Annotated in this window: 16 protein-coding genes; 6 read left to right on the top strand and 10 right to left on the bottom strand. The window is 58.3% G+C overall.

The genetic code is table 11. The annotated features are described in order from the left end of the window. Positions 1-82: 82 nt before the first annotated feature. From HMPREF2999_RS00400 to HMPREF2999_RS00385, 4 genes are all read right to left on the bottom strand, one after another. A complete protein-coding gene (locus HMPREF2999_RS00400; protein WP_070674245.1) occupies positions 83-1,279 on the bottom strand; it encodes a putative glycoside hydrolase family 15 protein in 1,197 nt (398 codons plus the stop codon). Then, complete coding sequence (gene pelF / locus HMPREF2999_RS00395; RefSeq protein WP_070674243.1) at positions 1,269-2,984, bottom strand: GT4 family glycosyltransferase PelF; 1,716 nt, start codon at positions 2,982-2,984, stop codon at positions 1,269-1,271. The genes HMPREF2999_RS00400 and pelF overlap by 11 nt, the downstream gene beginning before the upstream one ends. Before the next feature lie 33 nt (positions 2,985-3,017). Further along, entirely contained in the window at positions 3,018-4,373 is a 1,356-nt protein-coding gene (locus HMPREF2999_RS00390) for a hypothetical protein (RefSeq protein ID WP_070507430.1), read from the bottom strand. Between the two features lie 477 nt (positions 4,374-4,850). After that, positions 4,851-9,740 (bottom strand): NAD-glutamate dehydrogenase, encoded by a 4,890-nt coding sequence (locus HMPREF2999_RS00385; RefSeq protein ID WP_070674241.1) that lies wholly within the window; start codon positions 9,738-9,740, stop codon positions 4,851-4,853. A 240-nt stretch (positions 9,741-9,980) separates the two neighbouring features. Here HMPREF2999_RS00385 and HMPREF2999_RS00380 point away from each other — a divergent pair, with 240 nt between their 5' ends. Continuing rightward, a complete protein-coding gene (locus tag HMPREF2999_RS00380; protein ID WP_070674239.1) occupies positions 9,981-10,895 on the top strand; it encodes a shikimate dehydrogenase in 915 nt (304 codons plus the stop codon). Between the two features lie 82 nt (positions 10,896-10,977). Here the strand turns inward: HMPREF2999_RS00380 and HMPREF2999_RS00375 are convergent, their stop codons facing one another. Continuing rightward, on the bottom strand, positions 10,978-12,270 hold the full coding sequence (locus HMPREF2999_RS00375) for an MFS transporter (protein ID WP_049350236.1): 1,293 nt from the start codon (positions 12,268-12,270) through the stop codon (positions 10,978-10,980). A gap of 396 nt (positions 12,271-12,666) precedes the next feature. Between HMPREF2999_RS00375 and HMPREF2999_RS00370 the strand changes: the two genes are divergently transcribed. The 3 genes from HMPREF2999_RS00370 to HMPREF2999_RS00365 all read left to right on the top strand — a co-directional run bounded on the left by HMPREF2999_RS00370 (position 12,667) and on the right by HMPREF2999_RS00365 (position 15,361). Next, entirely contained in the window at positions 12,667-13,317 is a 651-nt protein-coding gene (locus HMPREF2999_RS00370) for a peptidoglycan amidohydrolase family protein (protein WP_005504199.1), read from the top strand. Between the two features lie 1,025 nt (positions 13,318-14,342). After that, positions 14,343-14,942 carry a DUF7340 domain-containing protein gene (locus HMPREF2999_RS09335; RefSeq protein WP_141754931.1) on the top strand — a complete coding sequence of 200 codons (600 nt, stop codon included), beginning with the start codon at positions 14,343-14,345 and terminating at the stop codon, positions 14,940-14,942. A gap of 194 nt (positions 14,943-15,136) precedes the next feature. Further along, a complete protein-coding gene (locus tag HMPREF2999_RS00365) occupies positions 15,137-15,361 on the top strand; it encodes a hypothetical protein (RefSeq protein WP_005504194.1) in 225 nt (74 codons plus the stop codon). 317 nt (positions 15,362-15,678) lie between these two features. On the opposite strand, the gene HMPREF2999_RS00360 is transcribed toward HMPREF2999_RS00365, so the two are convergent. The 5 genes from HMPREF2999_RS00360 to HMPREF2999_RS00340 form a co-directional block, all read right to left on the bottom strand. Next, positions 15,679-16,878: a hypothetical protein gene (locus HMPREF2999_RS00360; protein WP_246823048.1), complete on the bottom strand. Its 1,200-nt coding sequence runs from the start codon at positions 16,876-16,878 to the stop codon at positions 15,679-15,681. A 155-nt stretch (positions 16,879-17,033) separates the two neighbouring features. Beyond that, positions 17,034-17,909, bottom strand: a complete 876-nt coding sequence (locus HMPREF2999_RS00355) for a glycosyltransferase family 2 protein (protein ID WP_070674233.1) — start codon at positions 17,907-17,909, stop codon at positions 17,034-17,036. 51 nt (positions 17,910-17,960) lie between these two features. Then, the gene (locus tag HMPREF2999_RS00350; RefSeq protein WP_070674230.1) at positions 17,961-18,338 is read right to left on the bottom strand and encodes a DUF2304 domain-containing protein; all 378 of its coding nucleotides are present in this window, start codon (positions 18,336-18,338) and stop codon (positions 17,961-17,963) included. After that, entirely contained in the window at positions 18,339-19,076 is a 738-nt protein-coding gene (locus HMPREF2999_RS00345; RefSeq protein WP_070674227.1) for a glycosyltransferase family 2 protein, read from the bottom strand. Between the two features lie 176 nt (positions 19,077-19,252). Further along, positions 19,253-21,256 (bottom strand): DUF6541 family protein, encoded by a 2,004-nt coding sequence (locus tag HMPREF2999_RS00340; protein ID WP_070674224.1) that lies wholly within the window; start codon positions 21,254-21,256, stop codon positions 19,253-19,255. A gap of 394 nt (positions 21,257-21,650) precedes the next feature. On the opposite strand from HMPREF2999_RS00340, the gene HMPREF2999_RS00335 reads away from it, so the two are divergent. Both HMPREF2999_RS00335 and argE read left to right on the top strand, forming a co-directional pair. After that, a complete protein-coding gene (locus HMPREF2999_RS00335; protein ID WP_049338626.1) occupies positions 21,651-22,193 on the top strand; it encodes a flavin reductase family protein in 543 nt (180 codons plus the stop codon). Between the two features lie 131 nt (positions 22,194-22,324). After that, complete coding sequence (gene argE / locus HMPREF2999_RS00330; protein ID WP_070674221.1) at positions 22,325-23,554, top strand: acetylornithine deacetylase; 1,230 nt, start codon at positions 22,325-22,327, stop codon at positions 23,552-23,554. Positions 23,555-23,559: the final 5 nt, after the last annotated feature.

Genomic DNA, 23,559 nt, shown 5'->3' with positions numbered 1-23,559 from the left:
TGCCGGTGGGTTTATTTATGAGGTTATATGCGCAAATAAGCGGTGCCGCGCAGAAGCTCAGAAGAGCCGCGTGAGCGACAAATTACGCCTTACGGCGGTACACCACACCCTGATGCGCCCGCAGCGTGAAGCTCAAGGGCACCGGGCGGTTTGCCGCATCCACCAGGCCGGAAGGAACCTTCACGGTCACATCCTTCGAGCCGGTGTTCAGGGCAGCCCAACCGTGCGTGAAGGCACGAATCTGAGCGGTCTTCTGAGCAATAATGCCGCCGACCGGATCGCCCAGGTCGTAGGAAAGCTCCGGGGCGTGCGGGATCTCGTCGTAGGCGTCGTGGTGGGTTGCGCTGATGCCGGTGAAGGCGCCTCCACCGAACACCCAGAAGCCCGCCAAGCCGTAGAGAAAGTTCTCATCCGTACCGGTAATAGCAGCCTTGCGGTCGCTGAGCGGGGTACGCAGAATCGTCACCTTCTTCTGCGAGGCGGCGCTACGGCCACCCAGACCCGCAAAAGTAGTACCCAGGTTCACGTCGCCCGCCGAGCCGTTCGCAATCTCACGACCCTGCATCACGGCGTACGGCGAAGACAGGTAGTCGTTCGGACCCCAGCCAAGCCACACCTCCTCAAAGCCGCCACCGTAGGCGCTGTGACGCTCCCACTTGCCGTAACGCAGACGAGACTCAGCAATATTGGGCACCAGAATCTTGCCGATTTTATTCAGCTCAATACCGGCGTACGCGACCAGAAAATCCAGGTGCTCACGGATCTTCGTCATGGACTCCACGCCCTGGATGGGCAGGTCCAGACCGTAGTAATCGTTCTCCACGTCGTTATCAGCCATGACCCCGTCAAAGGGTGAGTCGCGCATTTCGCGCACCACAGCGTCCACCCAGTGCCAACGATAGTCGGCGTTCCACACCTGCATCTGGAAGTGCTTGGGGTAGCCCTTCCACTCAATACGGTCACCGTTGAGGCGGTGGGCGAAGAAATCCTTACCGGAGTTCGCCATCGATTGCGCCAGCGGGTAAGAGACACCCGAAGAATAGATCGGGCCGGGCTCATAAGAGCGGGTGGAGGACAGGCACTTATACGCCAGCACCACCATTTGAGGTGCACGCTTCTTCAGGTAGCGTGCCGCGTCCAGTTCCCAGGGCTGCAGGATTGCGACAGAGTAGTTCTTGACCGCAAAATCGAGCTGCTGCTGGGTAATGGGCTTACCGCCGTAGCGGACCCAGGCACCAAATTTGCCGGGTCCGCCCAAGCGGGTGAGTTTATTCGCCATCGTACTCCGGGTCGAATTCGGGGGCGCGAGGGGGCAGCTTGCCCAGCTCGCGGTAGATCGTGTTGTAGCGGTCCATGACCAGTCGCAGCTGGAAGAAGCTGACGATACGGTCGTAGGCGTTCACACAGTAGCGTTCGTAGATGCTGGGCTCCTCCATGAGGGTGCGCAGCGCCGCCGCGAAGCCGTGAATATCGCCGGGGATGGTCAAGATACCGCAGTTACCGATTTCGTGGCCGTCGGGGGCGACCAGCACATCATCAATGAGCTGGGACATACCGCCCACGTCGGTGCTGACCAGCGGGATGGACGCAGCCATCGCCTCGAGCGCCACAATCGGCTGACCCTCATTGTAGCTGGGCATGAGCAGCAGGTCGAAGCGGTCGAGCATCGCACGCACGTTCACGGTGCCGTGGAAGGTGATGTACTCGCCCATGTTGAGCTCTTCGATGGTGCGCAGGCACAGTTCGTAGTACTCGGGCAGGTGGTCCTTGGGGCCGAGCACGTCCAGGTGGAAGTTCACCAGACCCTGATCACGCAGCACCGCGAGGGAGCGAATCAGGTCGGTCAGGCCCTTAATGGGCACCACACGGGCAATGAACACGAAGCGCCACACGTGGCCGCGGCCCTCAGCGAGGATGCGGGCACGCGCCGACTGGCGGGCATAGTAAGCTTCCGCCACGGACTCGATGAGCATGCCGTTGGGCAGAATGATTGCGCGGTCCTTGTCACCCTCGTTCATCTGGTCGATGGGCGCGCCAATACCGCGTGCCTCTTCCAGGGCCTTGGGGTACAGGTAGGTTGCCATGTCGGCGCTGGGGTAGCAGAAGCGTCCCATTTCGACGAACCAGACGGACCAGGCACGCTCGTCAAGGGTGACCGGGCCCAGGCCGGGGTGCTCACGCTCCTCGTTGAGGAAGGCGTAGTCGGTGGTGACGGGCTTCGCCATGTTGCGTTCGAGCTTGGTGTTCACGGTGTCGCGAATGTACAGGTTGTGCTCGGTCAGCAGGAAGCTGGTGCCGTGGTCACGTGCGGCTGCGGCGGCGATGAGTGCCGCGTAGCCGGTGGTGTGGGCGTGGTAGACGCGGGCGTGCGGCATCCGCTCGTGCAGGATCGCAAAGAGGATGGAGACGAAGTCGCGCACCTTCCAGAAGAGCTCACCGAAGGGCACCTCGGAGAAGAACCCCAGACCCGCAATCGCCTGCATGAACTCGCGGGTTCCGAAGAGGCCGAAGAGGTTGTAGCTGCGAGTTGCGGGGTTGATGCCCTCGTCGTAGAGCTTCCAGAGGGGGTTCACGTCGCCTGCAATGAGGGCGCTGAATCCGTCCATGAGGCGCTGGGTGAGCGCCTGACGCTCCGCAAAGTTCATGCGCAGTGCGGAGGGGTCGCAGGCTTCCGCGAAGGCGTCGCGGTTGACTTCCAGGCTCAGGTACAGCACCTTGACCCACTTGACGTTCTCGGGCATGCCGTAGAGGTCTTCGTGGGGGGAGTTCTTATCCCAGGCGATGTGAATAATGCCGTAGGTCAGATCCGGGTTTTCGCAGACGATATCGTGCACCACCGCGGACACACCACCCTTGAGGTAGGGGTAGGTGGATTCCATGATGATGGCGACGTCAACGTCCGGGTATTCGGGGTCGCTGTAGTGGGGGCCGGGAGCCGGAAGCTGCAGCGGCGCGTAGTGGTTTCGGTACATCTGTTCAGTCATTGTCGTATGTATCTTTCGCGGACCGTGCGGTTCTTACCAGGCGAGGGCTCGACGCCAGAAGAGGGAGTACTCGGGTGCAGCCCACGCCTGACGGTAGACGCGGTAGCATGCGAAGGCGAGCACTGTCTCGCCCACGATGATGGGCAGGTAGCCGGTCTCGTTGGGCAGAATCATGAAGGAGATGAAGAGCAGCACCAGGTGCGCTGCGGAGAGCAGCTGCACGGTGACGTACATGGTCATGTACTCGATCTGGTAGATCAGCAGTGCCACTGCAACGAAGAGGAACGCCACGACCAGGCCGGAGAGCGCCAGCGGGTAGGACTGCGGCAGGAAGATGAACATCAGGATGCCGGTGACGATAGCGCTGGCGATGTAAATCAGCAGGGAGTTGCGGATAGCGTGGTTGGAGGTGCGCAGAGCCTTCGAAGACTCCGCCTGAACACCCTTGTAGGGCAGGCGGTCGAAGATGGTCCACAGGTGCTGGATGCTTGCGTTGACGCGGTCTGCCTCCACCACGAAGAAGTAGTTGTAGGCGATAACGCAGGGGATCAGGCTCAGGTAGATTGCCACGACGTTGATTTCACCGCCGGTGACCAGGAAGAGCATGTACTTATCAGCCCAGATGATGGAGCCGGTGAAGAAGCCGCGCAGGGCGTCGAGCGCAATATCCTTGAGCGGGATGCGCGCGAAGTGCAGCAGGTGCACCAGGTCCTTACCGAGGCTCACCAGCAGGATGAGCGAACCGACCAGCGGCGGCAGGAACCAGATGACGGGGTAGCAGTACAGGGCAAGAGTGTAGCCAAGCCACGCGATGAACCAGATGATGCGGTTCTTCGCGAGGTTCGGGATGACCAGCAGCTGCGCGAACGCAATATTGAGAACGCCCAGGACGAAGAACGCACCGAATGCAGTCGGGCTCCAGTGAAGAACGAGGGCGACCGGAATTGCGAAGAGCAGCACCAGCGGCATGGTCATGAAGAAGAGGTAGAGCCAGTTGCGGGTGAACGCGGTCAGGTCGGTAATGTCCTGGAACTGCGGCTCGGACATGCGTGCGCGTACGGCTCGTGCTTCGGCGCGCTTGAGCTGGTGCTCAAGGGTTTCAGCGTGAATACGTAGACCTTCGCGGGCGTCCGCAATCTTCTTGTGCTCCATCTGGATAGCACGGTAAAGGGGCAGGCAGGCTGCCTGGCTGAGCCAAGGAACGGTAATGGACGCTGCCAGAATCACCTGGATCAGGGGTACACCATCGAGGTTGTACCGGTTAATGGTCGGGGTGACCATGGGGAAGACGGTGGTCAGCAGGGCGACCGGAGAGACGTAAAGCAGAAAGTTAATGAGGAGGCGCCATGCGCTGTTGCTTTTTTCCTCAGTACCGTGGTTGGTAGACAATCTTGCAGACTTTCAGTCGATAATCGTAAAGATTAGGGGCAGTGTGTTTGAACAGCACCGTGTGACGTTCCATAGGGAAGACTCGTCATGCCGAGAAGTGCCGGGTCCCCATGGCTTGCGCTGATGCCGCCGTGAATCAATATACGGCATATATCAACTAAAACCTTTGGTTTCCTTAACCCTCTACTTGATATTTGGAGGGATTTAGGACACACCCACATAATGTGTGTCACATAAGAACGTAAAACACCTAGTGAGAGCAATATTCTGTGCAATATGCGCGGGGTGCAACAACCTTGATTTGAGTGCTCCACGCGAGGTGCTGACGCGCTGGCACACCGGCACAAGGTTCACCCGACCAAGGATCCCCCGCACCACCTGTGCACGCACCATGTGTCCCTGCACAAAAGCATCCCGGCCCCCTCCCAACGGGAGGGAACCGGGATGCTCTAAGCGACCCTAACGGGCCTTAGCTATTTAGGATGCACTCGAGAGAGTACGCAGTGCCACGGACACTACAGCCAGACGCGGGTGACCGGTGACGTCCAGAGCGGCCTCACCAATCTCCTTCAGGATGCGGTCAATGTTACCCACGCGGGTCGGGTGCTCTTCAATCCAGGTAGCCAGTGCCTTCTGTGCACCGTCCACGGTGGAGAAGTCACCCTTCGCGCCCTCTGCCACGGACAGTGCCAGACCTGCAGCGGTCTCGTAGAGGCTGCCGCGCAGTGCCTGACGTGCCAGGATCTCCCAGCGGTCGCTGCGGGGCAGGTCGGAGATGAGGCCGAGCAGTTCGTCCACCTTGAAGCGGTCGTAGGTTGCGAAGTAGACCGGTGCCAGCGAGGTTGCTTCGAAATCGTGGTCGCGTGCCGAACGGATAACGTCCATCAGGGCGTAGCCCTCGAAGCCGCGAATCCAGATGACGATGAGCTCCTCGGGCAGGCCCCATGCCTCGCCTGCATCGCGCTTTGCACGAACACGCTCACGGGAGGTGCCGGAGAGGTACTCGGGCAGGTTGTGGCGCATCTCGACGACGGAACCGAAGGTTTCCAGCAGCTCAGAGATGGTGGTACCAGCAACCACGCCACGCTCGGTGATGAACCAGCGGACTGCACGATCCAGAACGCGCTGGTTGTCGCGCAGAACGGTGAACCATGCATCCAGCGGGGTCTTCGGGGGCAGTTCGCGGTGCAGCTTAGCTGCGGTGCCCAGCTCGAAGAGCTCACGAGCGACGATGAAGGCACGTGCGACGGAATCGATACCGACGTTGAACTCCTCCATCACGCGGTATGCGAAGGTGATACCGCCGATGTTGACCAGCTCGTTAGCGACGCGGGTGCAGATGATTTCCTTGCGCAGCGGGTGCGAGTCCAGGTGCTGACCGAAGCGCTCAACCAGTGCTGCCGGGAAGTAGCTACGCAGAACGCCTTCCAGGTAGGGGTCGTCCGCGAAGTCGGTCTGCTCCAGTGCGTGGGTGAGGTAAATCTTCACGTACGCAGCCAGAACGGACAGTTCGGGGCGGGTCAGGCGGTCACCGGTGGTCTCCAGACGTGCATCCAGCTCCTCGTCGGTGGGCAGGAACTCGACGGCGCGGTTCAGGCCGGCGTGCTCTTCCAGGTCGTGCATGAGGCGCTTGTACAGGTTGGTACCCAGGAAGGAGCCGTGGAACTCACCCTGCAGCAGGACGTTCTGCTCAACGTTGGTCTCGAGGACCTTGCCGCCGACCTCGTCCTGCAGGGACTCGATGAAGGAAGCACGCTCTTCGCTGGACAGCTCGCCGTGTGCCACGAGGCGGTCCACCAGAATCTTGATGTTGACCTCACGGTCACTGGTTTCCACACCTGCGGAGTTGTCGATTGCGTCGGTGTTGAGGATAACGCCGTTGAGCGCAGCCTCAATACGACCCAGCTGGGTGAAGCCGAGGTTACCGCCCTCGCCAACAATCTTGGCGCGCAGGTCCTTGCCGTTGACGCGCAGTGCATCGTTAGCCTTGTCGCCAACCTGTGCGTTGGTCTCGGTGGATGCCTTCACGTAGGTACCGATACCGCCGTTGTAAATCAGGTCGACCGGTGCCTTGAGGATTGCGGAAATCAGCTCGGTCGGTGCCAGCTCGGTGACGAACTCATCCAGGCCCAGAACCTCGCGCACCTCGGGGGTAATCTCGATGGACTTCAGACCGCGAGAGTACACGCCACCACCGGCGGAAATCAGGTCGCGGTTGTAGTCCTGCCAGGAGGAACGGGGCAGGTTGTACAGGCGCTGACGCTCGTCGAAGGACACTGCCGCGTTCGGGTTCGGGTCCAGGAAGATGTCGCGGTGGTCGAATGCTGCGACCAGGCGGGTTGCCTTGGAGCGGAGCAGACCGTTACCGAACACGTCACCGGACATGTCGCCAATGCCGACTGCGGTGAACTCTTCGGTCTGAGCGTCGTGGCCGAGCTCAGCGAAGTGACGCTTGACGGACTCCCATGCACCGCGTGCGGTGATGCCCATAGCCTTGTGGTCGTAACCGACGGAGCCGCCGGATGCGAAGGCGTCGCCCAGCCAGAAGCCGCGCTCCAGGCTGATTGCGTTTGCGGTGTCGGAGAATGCTGCGGTGCCCTTATCCGCTGCAACCACCAGGTAGTAGTCGTCAGCGTCGCGTGCTACAACACCTTCGGGGCGGACAACGGTCTCGGAGCCGTCGGTGCCCACTGCGAGGTTGTCGGTGACATCCAGCAGGGAGCCGATGAAGACCTTGTAGGACTCGCGGCCCTCGGTGATCCATGCGTCACGATCCACTGCGGGGTCGGGCAGCTGCTTGGGGTAGAAGCCACCCTTCGCGCCGGTGGGGATAATGACGGCGTTCTTCACCATCTGGGCCTTGACCAGGCCGAGCACCTCGGTGCGGAAGTCGTCACGGCGATCCGACCAGCGCAGGCCACCACGTGCGACGCTACCGAAGCGCAGGTGAACACCCTCAACGCGCGGGGAGTAGACGAAAATCTCGAACTTGGGGCGGGGCAGGGGTGCGAAGTCGATCTCCTGCGGTGCCACCTTGAATGCGAGTGCGGGGCGGTCAGCAAGGTATGCGTTGGTGCGCAGGATAGCGCGGATAACCTTGCCGAGGGAGCGCAGGTAGCGGTCAGCGTCCAGGGTGGGGATCTGGTTCAGTTCCTCAACCAGGGCTGCTTCGATTTCGTCACGGCGTGCATTGCGCTGCTCATCGTTGAGACCGTTGTTCGGGTCGAAGCTGACCTCGAAGAACTCGACCAGGTGCTTGGTGATGGCCGGGTTAGCGAGCAGGGTGTTCGACATGAAGGACGGGGTGTAGCCCAGGCCCAGCTGAATCAGGTAGTGGTTCAGGGCACGGAACAGACGTACTTCCTGCCAGGTCAGGCCCTCAGCCAGGATCAGGCGGTCCAGGGTATCGGACTCGCGCTCACCGAGCAGGTAGGCGTTCAGGGCATCCTCGTACAGGGAAGCCACAGCGTTTGCGTCCACGCCCTCGGGGAATTCAACTCCGAAGTCGTAGAGGTAGCCGTAGTCTTCGCCATCCTCAGGCTTGAACTCGTAGGGCTTCTGATCAACAACGACCAGACCCATATTCTGCATAACCGGCAGAAGCTCGGTGAGGGTGTGAGGTGCGGACAGGTAGGTCTTCAGTCGGGTGGTGTTGGCTTCGCCGGCTTCAACCTTGATTGCGGCGGGCTTCTGGCCCGAGAGAGATTCAAGAATCACGATATCCTCGATTGCTTGTTCTACTGTGTAATCGGCTCGGTAGGCTGCGCTAGTCGCATCTGCCCAGGCTGATGCGAGTCGGCGGCCTGCCGCTCCGGGTTTCCATGCCTCAATAGCAGCTGCGGTTGCTTCCACCCAGGAGCGGGCGGCTTCTTGCAGTTGCTTTTCGAGAGCTTGATGATCCGTCTTCGGCACATCGTTGGGGTTGGTGAGCCGAATGCGGAAAAATAGACGCGCCAACGATGAGGAGGACAGGTACACCTCATGGTCGATGGCACTAAGATCAAATTCCTGTTGGAACACCCGCTGGATACGGGAACACACGTTCGTGTTGTAGCGATCCCGAGGCAGGTACACCACGGCGGAAATAAACCGGTTGAACCGGTCAGCGCGCAGGAACAGGCGGGTCTTGCGGCGCTCCTCCAGGCCCATGATGCCGCCGAACGTATCGGTCAGATCATTAGCGGAAGCGTGCAGCAGCTCCAGGCGCGGGTAATCCTCCAAGGCACCCAGAAGCGCCTTGTCAGAGTAAGAACCGGGGTGGTAGCCGAGGCGGCGGCGTACCATCGCGATACGCTCACGCACCAGCGGAGTCTCAATGGCGGGCAGTGCGTACGACTGACGGGTGAACAGACCCAGAATGACGTACTCACCAATCACGCGACCGTTCAGGTCGAAGCGGCGCACACCAATGTAGTCCAGGTAGTCGTTCCGTGCGACGGTGGAGCGGGAATTCGCCTTCGTGATGTACAGGGGGCGCGGGAACAGGGCACGCTCCAAGGTCTCGCCCGAAAGGGGGATGCGGCTCTTACCCTCCGTAGTGCGCAGAATACCGAGCGCCGAACCGGGGCGGTCCACCAGAGAAATAGCGCCGGAGGTGCCATCCAGCACGCGCTCCTTAACGCCCATGAACACGAAGTTACCGCGGGTCAGCCAGCGCAGGAAGTCCTGTGCCACCTCCACACGGGAGGCAGGCTCCACACCGCGCGGGTTGGCGGCGTAGGATTCCTCGCCGTGACCCAGGGTTGCGCCGCGCAGGTCGTACATGGACTGCGCCAGGTCGAAAACGCGGGTGACCATGGCATCCAGGTCGGCGTGGCAGGCGCGAACGTCAGCGAGGACGCGTTCAACTTCCTTCTCGCAGCGGCGCTGCTCTTCCTCAGTGAGGTAGCGGGTCAGGCGAACCGCAATCCAGGATTCAATAGCGACAGTGGTACCCGCCGGGGCGTTCTCGCTGAGCTTCAGAGAGGGCACGCCAAGAGTGGCGGTATCGCCACTGGCAAGGTTGCCACGCATGCCGGTGCCGCGCAGGCTCAAAAGGGTACCGTCCGGGCCGCGTTCAGCGAGGAAGGTGGGGTGAAGAATGGTGACGAAACCACCAAAGTGCGTGGCAAGGCATGCGGTCAGGGAGCTGACGATGTGCGGCATGTCGTCGGTCGCGACGTACAGGGTGGTGTTGTACTCGTCGTTGCGTGCGGCAACGACAGGGGTCTTGGGCAGGCGGATTTGAGCTAGCGCACGGTGGGTGCGAGCCAAATCCTCTAACTCTGCCGGGGTGAACTCTTCACGCTCATCTTCGGGGCTGTTCAGGAAATACTGCTCGACCCATGCATCGGCGCCAGCGAAGTGTGCCATAGCCTTGTCAGTCATTGACAATCTATCCTCCGAATATCGGTATCACTTCACTGTGACGGTGTCTGTGTGGTCTCATGTGCGCACCGTGGCGCGCGAGCACTTATACCAAGCTTATACCTTCGAGGTGTTTCTGTCAGACATATCGCTCTTGTGGGCGTAGAAATTATTTTTATCTTCTTCCCAAATCCAGCGCGTATTTGGTACGGGTTCAAGAAAGTAGGTGCATCTTGAGGGGTGGACACGTACAGTGAAACTATGAGTTTGCGTACTGAATCTTTCCTGGTGGGTCTCATTGGTGACGGCATCACCTCTTCCCTGACCCCTCCCATGCATGAGGCGGAGGCAGACGCGCACGGGGTGCGCTACCTGTACCGCCCCGTCGACCTGGACGCCCTGAACCTGGATGGCACCTCTGCCCCGGCACTTCTGGATGCGGCGGCACTGCTCGGCTTCAACGCTTTCAACATCACGCACCCCTGCAAGCAGTCGGTCATGGAGCACCTGCACGAACTGTCGGATGCGGCACGCGCCCTGGGCGCGGTCAATTGCGTGGTGATTGGCGAGGATGGCAGCTTCTACGGCGATAACACGGACTACTCCGGGTTCATTGCGGGATTGAAGCGCGGCCTGCCACAGGTGGCGGAGGATCCGGCGCGACTGGAGCACGTGGTGCAGCTGGGTGCTGGCGGTGCCGGTAGCGCCACGGCGTACGCACTGTGCCGCCTGGGGGTGCGCCGCCTGAGTCTCTTTGAGCGTGACGCAGCGAAGGCGCAGGGGCTTGCGGAGCAGCTGGGTGGGCTCTTCCCGCAGACCCGAATCGAGGTGCTGAGCGACGACGAGCACCTCATTGAAGCTCTACTGGAAGCTCAGGGTTTGGTGAATGCAACCCCGGTGGGTATGCACGTGCATCCGGGTATGCCGTTGAGCGAGTCGGCACTGAGCGCCGGGGTGTTGCGTGAGGGCCTGTGGGTTGCGGACGTCATCTACCTGCCGCAACAGACGCAGCTGGTGCGCGCGGCGCGTGCCGCCGGGTGCGAGGTGCTGACGGGCGGCTACATGGCGGTGGGTCAGGCGGTGGATGCGTTCCGCCTCTTCACCGGGCTGGAACCGAACGCCGAGCGTATGGCGGCGCATTTTGAGGCGCTGATTGCGGCACAGCAGGGGGTTTAGAAAACCAAACGCAGGTGGGGCTGGATAGTTATCTACCCAGCCCCACCTGTATTTATTCTATATACGGAATATATTGTTTGGGTTATGCGTCCAGTTCCGCAAGGGACTTCTTATACCCCTCACGAGCCGTCAGCGCACCCAACGCCACTAGCACACACATGGCGACCGTGAACACGGCGGGCAGCACCGCGTTATGCAGGTCGGCACCGGCGAGGCTCGTCGCCACAGCGGGCGCCACGCCTCCAGAAATTGCGAAGCCAATCTGGGTACCCAGCGCCAGGCCGGTCACGCGCACGCGGGTCGGGAACATCTCCGCATAGAAGGCGGGCCACACGCCGTTCGCCATGGAGTACAGCGCACCGTGCATGAGCACGCCGTAGGCGAAGATACCCACCCAGTTACCCTCGGTAATCGCGCCGAGGTACGGGAACATCACCAGGGACGAAGCAACCGCACCGGTAATGAACACGGGCTTACGACCGATCCGGTCGGCAAGCATGGCGGCGAGCGGAATCGCAATCAGACCGAGGGTGTTGGAGGCGACCGGCACCAACAGCATGGTGCTGCGGTCAAGGCCGTAACCCTTGGTGGCGAAGGAAAGCGCGAAGGTCGTGAAGACCATGTTCACGGTGTTGACCATGGCGCACACGGCAATGGTGAGCACGGCGCGCTTGTGGTGCTTAAAGACCAGCATGAGCGGGGATTCGGTGAGCTTTTCGCGCTGCAGGTAGGCGGGCGGCTCGGAGAGGGTGCGGCGAATCAGCCAGGCGGTCACCACCACGAAGGCGGAGAGCCAGAAGGGTACGCGCCAGCCCCAGCTGAGCAGGTGCTCGTCCGGCAGGGCGGCGAAGGGAATGAACACGGCGGTTGCCAGTAGCGAGCCGAACTGGGTGCCTTGCAGGGTCCAGCTGGTCGTGAAGGCACGCTGATGCTCGTTGGCGTGCTCCAGGGAGATGGAGATGGAGCTTGCCTGCTCACCGGCGGCGGAGAGGCCCTGAATCATGCGGCAGATGACCAGCAGGGTGGGGGCGAGGATACCCGCCTCACTGTAGGTCGGCAGGCAACCGATTGCGAAGGTGGCAAAGCCCATCAGGAAGAGCGTGAGCATCAGGACGAATCGGCGGCCGTAGCGGTCACCGAGGGGTCCAACGATCATGGCGCCGAAGGGGCGCACAACGTAGGCGACGCCCACAACCACCATGGACTTGAGGATGCCGATGGCGGCGGTGTCTTCGGGGAAGAAGATGCGGTTGAGCACGATTGCGGCGGCGGTGCCGTAGACGGCGAAGTCGTAGTATTCGAGGGCGGAACCTATCCAGCTGGCGAGGGCGGCTCGTCGTGGTGATCGGGCGGGCGCGTCGGTGCGTCGGCTCATGGGTGGCTCCTTCGGTGCTATACCCGTTGGGAGGGGTGGGGCCGCGGTGTGGGCGGCCCGTGCGGTTTGTCAATGTGCCCTTCCAGTGTAGGGAGCGCCCCACCCATTTTCCATAGGGTTACCTAAGTTCCCAAGGTTTGAAGTAGGTAGAAACACGGAGACCGAGTGAACAATAAAGAAATTTGTAATTTCAAAAATACGCGACAGGACTTTCGCATCCCAACTCACGTAAAGTGAATATCACCTCGGCAGGAGTGTGCCTACCGAGCAGTCACGCCGACCAAGATAAAGCTGGTCGGCGTTTTTAGTGTCCAATTCATTTGCGGTAGCCCCGAACTATGAACTTCCCGGGAGGTTCATAGTGCGGGGCTACCGCCTTTCCGAAAGGATTTTATTATGTCCAAGATTGATCAGGCGATTGCATGGATGGAGCAGCGTAAGGGCAAGGTGACCTATTCGATGGATTATCGAACTGGCCCGCATTCTTACGATTGTTCTTCGGCTGTCTATTCGGCCCTGCATGAGGCGGGACTTCTTCCGAAGAGTACGGGACTTGGTAGTACAGAGTCTCTGTTTAATGATTTGGAGAAGTACGGCTGGACTCAGGTTCGACCGGATGCATCGGGTAATTACCCGGCACGACGTGGCGACGTGTTTATTTGGGGTCGCCGTGGATACACCAACGGTGCAGCTGGCCACACCGGCATTTTCTATGATGACCACGACACGATTATCCATTGCAACGCTGGCCATAATGGTATTTCTATCAATCCGCACGACACGATTTGGTCGTACAACGGTGGTCCCGCAATCACGATTTATCGTCCCCCGGCAGAAGTAAACGAAGAAGAGGTTATCTATCGCGCAACGAAGAATGCGATGAATGCAATTTTTGATGAGCCTTTTGTTCGCCAGGGCGACCTCGCTAAGGCTCGCTATGGCAATGCCACTGTCGGCTTGCGCGGTGTCATCCATTGGTTTGATACTTCTATGATCCGTCTGGAGACCAGCCTAAAGGAGCTGGAGAATGCAATCCGAGCTCTCTAATGCATAGAGCCTCATAGATATATAACTATCAAAACTTGTTTTGGGTAGGGTCCATGGACCCTACCCAAAACAAGTTAAATTCTCATATATAACACACTCAACCACCAGCATACTTTCACTTTGTGAATCATTTTAGTAAAAATAAACTTCTAAGAGTTGAATTTCAATTAAATACAAAAAATATTTATTAAATGTTACCCCCCCCCCCTGATGAATATTAAAGACTAATTTACGTCTTTTATAAACATCGGATTAATCTTCTGCTAGGTTTTGATTCCAAGGAGGACTCATGAAGTACCCATCTCGGCTATGCAAAGGATGCCACGAGCCGACAGACACATATCGCACTGGTTGCCGCACATGCCAAGCGCGGCATAGGGCGATACGCCTCCACAAGAATCCCCGCATATCATCAGGGCAACCTATTTGTCCTAGATGTTGGAGAACCGCTGGCATCTCTCTTCCAGCCTGTAGTATCCAACCTGAAAATTACGGACAACGCATCGCAATAGAGAATCAGTGGAATCCCATATATTCCATCTGCCGTGCATGTATCCACGCACCAGAGGGTACCGTACCTCTTGATTCACCGCGGGTCTATCTTCCTGTCAACCCTCGAGCTCGACGAACTTCAAAGCAGCGAATTTACCCTTCGCGAGCAAATCCGGTTCTTTTTCTTGCGCTTTCTCATTGCACGCGTTGCGAGAAACCAATAGATGCGGATTCTCGACATGCCGGGCATCCCTTATGCCGCAAGCACTACCGGCAAATGAAGCAACAGAATGCGCACCAGGATACTGAAGCTCCAATCGGCAAGAAGAGCGGACAGGATGAATGGGCCGTTCATGATGCTGGTTTAGCATCATTCCTACGCGCACGGAGAAAACGCCTGTCACATGCTTCAACTTCCCTGCCAAGAAGCAGAAGCAGAGCAACCCTTTGTAGAGCCAACACTATGGTTCACACACCTTCCGCACTGTAGCGGATATCAATAATTCACTCATTTAGCAGAGAGGCTACATCATATGGCTACCATTTCGTCTGGCGAGCAACTGCAGCAGCATCTAATCGCTCTAACTGTGGGCACGCCAGTGAAGGACGCAGACCGTCAGTGTCTACATCGCACAAAGTTCCGTATTCCACGCCATCAGGCATTACTGGATGAGCTGGCAGATTATGTAGCCGGTGGTTCACGTACCGGAGGAGCATCCAGCACCAGCCGTTTTGGATGTCGTATACCTATTTCTGCTAATGCATTAGAAATTCAAGAGTCTATTCGTTCCGTTGTAATGTCCTCATTCCCAGGTGCACCGCTGAAAAATCAGGTTTCTGCGTGGATTCGCAATCACCTACATCAGGAGCTTCATGATGAGGCGTTAGCAACGACGACCAGTTGGATTCGGGCCATCGTCGCGTTGCGCCATCCCAGTCATGATTTGCAGGGATTTTGTCCTAACTGCGGGGAGCAGGAAGTCATGAAAACAAGCTGCGACGGCTCAACATCAATACGCCGATCTGCACTGTATTACACCGCTGAAAGGGCATCTTGTCGTTCTTGCTCTGCTATGTGGGAAGGGTTAGAAGGTATGAAGGCCTTAGCCCTATTACTTCATAGCCAGGACTGATACCGTCCGTATTAAACTTCTGCCTGTGAAAATAGGTAACCGTTCCAGTAGGATTACATCATTTTCCCAGGCAGATAAAGCTACCGCAGGAAGCTGTTCTTTATCTGCTGTAGTTCACCCCGTCAGGTTTATCCTGGCGGGGTTTTCTGTTAAACCGCAGCTATCATAGCTGCCCAACCGCCAAGGAGATTATCATGGCACCTATTTCTGAAAATACTGCATACCAGGCAGCTCATCGAGCTCTGACTGATGTGTATGATGCGCCTTTTGTGCGTGAAGGCGACCCTGCCGTACAGCGCTTCGGCCAGGCAAAAGTCAGCACTCGAGCTATCGTGGAATGGTTCGATGAGAATATGCTACGTCTTCACAAGCAAATTGCAGATTTGGAGAACCTTGTGAAGTCGAAGCGTCGTGCTTAGGCATCGTCCGGGGTGGCGTAAGCAACTCTATGCAGTGATTCCAGCAGCCACTGCTGTTCTACAAACCTACGGCATTCTATCGCAGGAGCAGGCTAGTGTGTGGGCTGGTCTCGCGATAGCCCTTTGGGGGTTGTGGATGGCATGGGTGAATACTGACCACAGTAGATGCCCTCCTACGCGACGGATGAAGCATCCAGCCGATTCACCACAGCATAAGGTTACTTTGTATAACCCGGAGACCTAGAGGTTCTTCACTCTACTAGAAATGAGGGGTTGAGCATAACTACTCGTTTGCTCAACCCCTCATCATTTATTTATTAAATATTCTCCAGCTCAGCATTGCCGCTATTCGACACAGAACGCGCCTGCCACACCATCGCACCCAAATGTACTAGCAGGCCAAGAATCGGCCCCACATACAGGGCAAGAAGAGTGCGAGTCAGAAGAGGCAACGGCGACACCGCCACCACACAAGCAACTACAGCCGCCAGCACCCAACCAGCCACATACGACCGGTGCATATTCAACGCAATCACCAGCGACCCCGACAACACCAGAAGCGCCAGGAAAGCAGAAGCAAACACCAAAAGCGCAAGCACCGGAGAAGTCACCACATGGGCGTACGCTCCAACCTCTAAAGGCTTCGGCGGGTAAAGCAGACCAAACAGCCACGGGCCAAGCACATAAGCCGCCGCAGCGCCCACAAGACCCACGCCCAACAGCGCACCAGCAGGCTTCGCAAAAGCACGCAACGGATGGTTCTGTTGCTTCAAGAAAGCAGACACCGCCACGCCCTGAAAAGCCTGCAAAGGAATCATAATCGGCGAGCGCGTAATCGAAATCGCCAGAATCAGAACCGCCAAAATAACCTGCTGTAGCGGGTCGTTTGAATCGATGCTAACGTTCAGCAGAAGCGGCAAGCCCATCATAAGAACCGCGTTAGCAGTCGACGACCCCATCGACAGCGTGTAGTTATACAGCAGACGGCCCGAGGAAACATCCGCACGAGAGCTAAAAACTCGCCGAGCTTCTGGAAGCAGAAGCACCATCAGCAGCCACAGAAGTACCGGAGAAACTGTTGCGGCTTCAAGACCGATTAGATGTGCAGAGACCAGACCGACCGCACAGATAGCTACGATACGCCAAATAGCGTCGAACCCCGACACACTCGCGAAGAGGTACCAGCTTTCCTGGCCAGCAGACGCACCGTAGAGAGTCATGTGCATAGCGTAGAGGGCCACACCGGCACTCAGGAGCAGCACACCGCTAAACCCGCTCAAAGGAATCTGGGCAGGAGCCCACAGAGGGCTCGTCACTAAGGTCAGCCCGCCCACAATAAGACCCACCAGAGCACCCACGGGGGCAATACGTGCACCAGTTTTACCGTCGCGGCGTGCAGTGCCCACAGCGCGGGTAGCTTCCTGCTGGATACCTACCACCACACCGTAGAGGGCAAAAAGAAGCGACCAGAAGAGAAGGAACTCCGTCAGGCTTTCGCCCTCCAGAAACCGTTTCACTACAACGGTAATTCCTAGAGAAGATAGTGCAGCTAAACCGGACGATCCCAAAATTGCCATCGAATGACCACGAGTCATTTTCTTCGGCTGGGACTCTGCCGATGATTCCACGCTATCTCCGTTCTCTACTGGTCGCACCTATAAGATTGAAGTCTTTACTTTACGATGTGCTCGGCAAGGTTCTTAACACCCTGCCACTTCTTCGCCAGAGCCGCCTTCGGCAGCAGAGTGAGCGCGTGAGCACGCGAAGAGAAGCGAATACGAGCCACGCGGGCAGCCTTCGTCCAACCCAGGGCAGTCATCTCATCAGCAATGGTGTTCATGTAACGGCGCTCCTCATCAAAGCGGGTACCCTCCAGGGCACGCCAAGACGAGTCAGAACCACCGTGACGGCGGTACATGAACGCAACCTGCGGGTCGTAGTACAGGGAGCCGCCACGCATCGTAATGTCGAGGATCAGCGCCATATCCTGCACAACGTTCAGGCCCTCACGGAAGCCGGTGCCCACGATAGCGTCCTTACGCCAACCCAAGGACGGGAAGTAGAACCACGCGCCGCGCAGCAGGGAGGTAGCCAGCTCCTCACCCTGCAGAACAGCCTCACCCTTGGGACGGTAGAACGCCTTAGTCTGCTCCACCAGAGTGTTCGACAGGCCGTTGTTCTCATCAATCACGACCACGCCAGGCTGGAAAATGGACGTCTCAGGGTGCTTAGCCGCCGCATCCACGAGCCACTGCACATAGTTGGGGAGCATGACGTCATCAGCACCCATGACGGTGACCAGGTCATTCTCTACGAAGGTCAAGCACTTACGGTAATTACCGTTCGCGCCCAAGTTCTTCTCATTACGCATGTAGGTGATGCGCTCATCCTTCAGCGACTCGAACCAGCCGGGAATCGAGTCGTCCGGGTAGCCGTCATCAACAACAATCATGCGCCAGTCCGGGTTGGTCTGACCGACCACGGACAGCACAGCCTGCTTCATCATGGCGACGTCGCCGTAGTAGGGGAACAGAATATCAACGGTCATGAGGTATTACTCCAAGCTCAAACGTGTAGAAACGTATAAAAATCAGGGGCTTTAGGGCTTCTTCTGCTCTCGCTCCGTAGCGCGGGAAGCGCCCTGCGGCTGACGCTGAAGAGCCTTCAAAATCGCAACTTCTTCAGCGAGGGTACGCATATCATCCGTAATCTTCGAGATAGCCAGGGTCAAGTGCAAGCTAATACCCATCAGCATAATAATCGCCAGTAGGAACAGCAGGTTGACCGGGGTCTCAATACCCACCAGACGCGAGAGGGCATCCAAAAGCTTCGGGAAAAGCGCTAGCACAATCATGATGACGCCAACAATAAGCCACAGTGCAGCGTACTTTTCCTTCATCTTCTGGTTGCGTACCTGTGCCAGAACGAGAACCTCCATCACCACCACGATGAGAAGGAAAAAAATATTTGCGCTCATTTACTTAGACCCCACATTCGTTTTCTGGCGAGTCATCGACATGCCAAACGAGAAGAAAGAACGAACCAGGTACACCGCAGACTTCCACGGGCTCGAAGAAGGAGTACCCCCCTGACGCTCACGCATCTCAACCGGCACCTGCTTAACAGTCAAGCCAGAACGAATCGCCATCACGCAGGCATCAATACAGTCACCCAGATACTCAGCAGGTAGATGCTCGCAATACTGCTCAATCGCCTTGCGGTCTGCCGCACGGAAGCCGGAGGTGGCGTCGGTGAACTTCTCGCCTGAAATCATCGTAAACATACGGGCCAGAACCACCATCGCCCACTTACGCGGACCAGACACCTTATAGTTCGTCGCCTCAGCAAAGCGGGAACCGATCGAGATGTTGACATCCTCCAGGCCAGCAAGCACAGTGCGGATACCCTTCGGATCATGCTGACCATCGGCATCAACCTGAATTACGCGATCATAACCGGCCTGGCGAGCATACTTGTAACCGGTCCGCAAAGCGCCACCGATACCCATGTTGTAGGGAAGATCAATCACGAAAGCGCCAGCAGCGCGCGCAATCTCAGAGGTGCGGTCGGTGGACCCATCATTGACGACCACCAGGTCGACCTCAGGCATCATGCGGAAAAGTTCCTCAATCGTCCCGCCAATCACCTCCTCCTCGTTCCATGCTGGCATGATAATGAGTGTTCGAGGAGTCTGCGAAAGTACCTCAGAGTTCATGCAGTGCTTATACCTTCCTGCTTTCGTGTATGTGTATGTCGGCATACACTGCGGGCATACCAAATTCCATCTTATCAGTACAGACGGTACAGGTTTAAAGGATAACGAAGGGGCGACGCCATACACGCCGCCCCCCAATTATTTAAACATACACCCGCGAGGATAGAAATCCTATGCTAAGAGTTATCACACGCGGTGATACGGTACAGAACAATAGGGCCCGAAGAATATACCGGTGTCATCAAATCAGTGGCGCTAGCCTCCACCAGAGCATCGTAATTCTTCTGGGCACCAGGGCCGAAGTTCAGCTGGTTCTCCATATGTACGTACCAATAAGCACGGTATTGCTTTACCTCACGACACACCTCGGGGTTCGTGGCGGCATCCTTCAAATCATTGATGATTGCCGCGTACTTCGGAGAGGTCTGGAACTCAAAGTGGTAGCTGGTCAAGTGACGATCAGCCAGTGCGTATATAAAGGGGCTTCCGTCCCAGGGATTATTCACAATAGTGTCACTCTTGGGAACAATCTTCGGAATCTCATTAATGACGTTCAACTCATCCTGGGTCACAACCACAGAAGACGGCGTTACCCGATATTCCTTCGACACAGCCAACGTTGTCTCCTGCACCGAAGGAACACGCGAAGTCAGACCGGCAAGAACCAAAACCAACACCGCGGCAACACCCATTCCGGCCGTCGCCACATTCAGACGCGCCGTACGTGGAACGCGACGGACTATCCAGGTGAGCAGCCCCTCCACGAAACCACCCAATCCAATACCAGCCAGAGCTGCTGAGGGGAATACGATTAGCGCCGCCAAGCGGAAGTGGTCAGTGTACCAGGGGCCCACCATCAGCAAACGGAAGTCACCGCGCGGCACAGTAGCCGCAATAATCCACAGGTAACCAATCAGTGCCCAGCTAGCAATCAGCCACAGGTTACGGCGCTTGTATAGCAGATACCCGACACCCCATAACGCCAGGAAACCCACTACATGAGAAGGATTGAAAGTATCACCCAGCTGATTACCATTCTCCAGGCCCAGGAAAAGGAACTGATAAAGAGCATCACCTTCGCTCAAGATGGGGAACCACGAACTACTAGCCGCGTTATCGGGGCGTAGCACTACCCAAGCACCCACGCATCCGATTGATATACCTACCAGCAGAAGGCTACCCATTTGCTTCTGCCGCGAGGTCAACTCGTGCGAGCGCACTACTTGTACCACACCAGCTAGCAACATCGGTAGAGCAAAGACCACGGCGGACACCACAGCATTCGGATGTACGAGCGCTAGACCCGCGATGCTCACCAGGGCTGATAGCCCCAGAGAGAGTAGAACCGAGAACTCGCGACGTAACAGAGCTTGAACCAAATGCGCCATTAATGCCACAAACGTAGGTAGCAGAGCGTACCCTAGAAGGTTCGGGAAGAGAACACCCCAACGCAGGAGGAGACCGGGAAACGCTGCAAAACCACCAATTATTGCAGGGATGGCAAGCGCCTGGAGGCGGCGAAGCTTCGGAATGCTCAAGCTGAACGCTACCAGCGAGCAAGGCCACACGAAACTCGCTGTCAGAAGCACCGTCACAATCGTTGCCGTCGCAATGCTAGTGCCAGTCGTACTGTAAATCAGCGATACAAAGTCGTGCCAGCCCGCCGGGTAGAAGGTAGGCTCCTGGTCCGCTGCACTCACAGCACCCATCGTCAGGCTGGAAGCGTCGCCGTGCTCCTGAATCCAGCGGATTGCATTCATATGGAATGAGTTATCCAGGCTCTGCGAGAACGCCTCAGGCCCGTAGACCATGTCCTCGGTCATGTGCAGCACCAGGAATCCGCCTAACACAGCACCCACCACCGGCCATGCCACAGGAACATCATTACCCGGCCACGAGGCAGACGCCAGAGCAGGCCAACGGCGACCCACCAGCCACATGAGACCAGCAGCCGCAGCCACCATCACGGCAGCGACCGGCACAAAAGAAATCAGGCTCCACGGAATGCCGGTCTTACCCAGCACAATCGCAGAGACAGCCACCAGGGCAAAAGTCAGCAGCGGCGCATAAAAAACGCGCAGACGTGCAGGAACACGCAACGCCCAGCCCATCGCATAGCCGGGGCCGAAAGCCAACACGACCGCAAAAAGTAGCAGCGGAATAGTTGCCAACCAGCTCATTAACCCTCTTCTCCCCACAGTTCACGCACCGAAAAACCCCTCAAATACGGGGCGCGGCGCGCTTTCGAGTACCTAGCAAGGATACCCCAGAGGCTTCTTTAACCCGGCGAAACCCCGCAGAAGAGAGAGGGACAGCACCCACAACCCGCCGTTCGGAACCTTTCACCGGGAACCCTATGGGACACCACCGGCACACCCCCAAACGGCGAAGAATATGACGTAATATTTCACACCCTACGTCATGAAAGGTGCACCTAAGAAACATAGGGCAATAAATAAGGTGTTCACCACCCTTTAGCTTTACCCTGAAACATATCTCCCCTTAACAAAGGGTCGCCCAACGCATACACATCTGGACGAACCCTAAACGCAGCCGCAGAAGAAAGGGTCGATCATGACCGAAACCATTGCAGCACAGGCACCCATCGCCGACACCTCCGAGCAGTTCAAGCTCGCCTTCGGCCACCAGCCCGCCGGCGTCGCCATCATCACTGCCACCGACGAAAACGGCGAACCTGCAGGCTTCACCGCCTCCTCGCTGACCTCCGTCGCCGCAGAACCGCCCATCATCGCCTTCTCCCTCAAGGCAAACAGCGGCTCCGCAGCAAAGATCGCGGCTGCGTCCTCCTTCCTCGTGCACATGCTCGACGCTGAGAATGTGACCCTCGCGAAGAACTTCGCAACCCACGACTACCCCCGCTTCGACGACCCCAGCACCTGGGAATTCGTCCACACCGGCGAGCCCCTCGTCCACGGCGTACGCCGCGTACTGCGTGCAACCCCGCTCAGCCGCGTTGAGGCAGGCCCCGCACTCGTCTTCACCGCACAGGTTGAAGAGTTCATCCGCAACGACTGCGAAGGCACCCCGCTGGTCTACCACTCGCGTAACTTCCACGCGCTGGGCGACCACTCGAACGTGAACAACTACAGCATCTAACCCCGCACAGGGGTCACGGGGCGGTATTCGACGACCATGAGGCGACGAATACCGCCCCGCGGCGTACCCTGAACATAAAAGCGCACGCAGCACATGACAGCGCACAGCATTACATTGCAGAAGGAATAGTTATGACGGCTCAAACCACCCAGCCCGCATCCCTCCCCTGGCTCGAAAAGCTCATCGCGTTCCCCACCATCTCCGGAACCTCCAACCTGGAACTTATTGAGCTCATCGAAGCCGAATTTGCCCGCTACGGCTACAGCGGCGTGCGCACCTACAACGAGGACGGCACCCGCGCCAACCTGCTGGTCACCGTCCCTGCCGCTGACGGCACCACCCGAGGCGGCCTCATTCTCTCCGGCCACACGGACGTCGTACCCGTCGCCGGTCAGGCGTGGGACGCCGACCCCTTCACCCTGCGTGTGGAGGGTACCCGCGCCTACGGCCGCGGTGTCTGCGATATGAAGGGGTTCCTCGCCGTCGCGCTCTGGCTGCTGCCGCGCGTGGCTGAAGCGAAGCTGCGCACTCCCCTGCACTTCGCGTTCTCCTACGATGAGGAAATCGGTTGCATTGGTGCACCCTCCCTTATCGAGGAGTTCGTGGCGCGCGACCTCGCCCCCGACTACGCGATTGTTGGTGAGCCCTCCAGCATGCGCATTATCGACGCGCACAAGGGCGCACACCGCGGCCGCGTCACCTTCACCGGCGTGCCCAAGCACGGCTCCCTCGCCACCCATGGCGTGAACGCGGTTGCCGCAGCAGGCGAGTTCATCACCTTCTTCACCGACATGGCGGACCAGTGGGAAGAAGAAGGCCCGTTCGACGAGTCGTTCATCATTCCCCACTCCACCGGCAGCGTGAACCTGGCAACCGGCGGCCTGCAGTACAACATCGTCGCTGAGCAGGCGGTCGTAGAGTACGATGTGCGCACCCTGCCGCAGGTGACCACCGAATCCTTCGTGGAGCGTATTGACCGCGAGCTTTCGGAGGTGATCCTGCCGGATCTGCAGGCACGCGCCGCACGCGCCGAAAAGCTGACCGGTGCGGAGCCCGGTAGCCTCACCTCCCGCGTGGGTGCGAAGCACGAGCTACTCGCCGCCGTGCCGGGTCTGGGCACCGCCGATGACGCGCCGCTCATTCACCTGGCACACGAGTGGCTGGGCACCAATGACGCACCGCAGAAGGTCACCTACGGCACCGAGGCGGGCCAGTTCCAGCGTGCCGGCGTGCAGAGCATCATTTGCGGCCCCGGCGACATCGCCCAGGCGCACACTCCGAACGAGTGGATTGAGCTGGAGCAGCTGAGCGAATGCGAGCGCTTCTTCGAGGCGATTCTCGACTGGGCGAGCGCCAAGTAGCACAT

Source organism: Rothia sp. HMSC066H02 (assembly GCF_001814995.1).
In the GTDB taxonomy this organism is placed as follows: Bacteria; Actinomycetota; Actinomycetes; order Actinomycetales; family Micrococcaceae; genus Rothia; species Rothia mucilaginosa.
The sequence above is the reverse complement of the archived record's forward strand: the minus strand, read 5'-3'. Positions and strand labels throughout refer to the sequence as shown.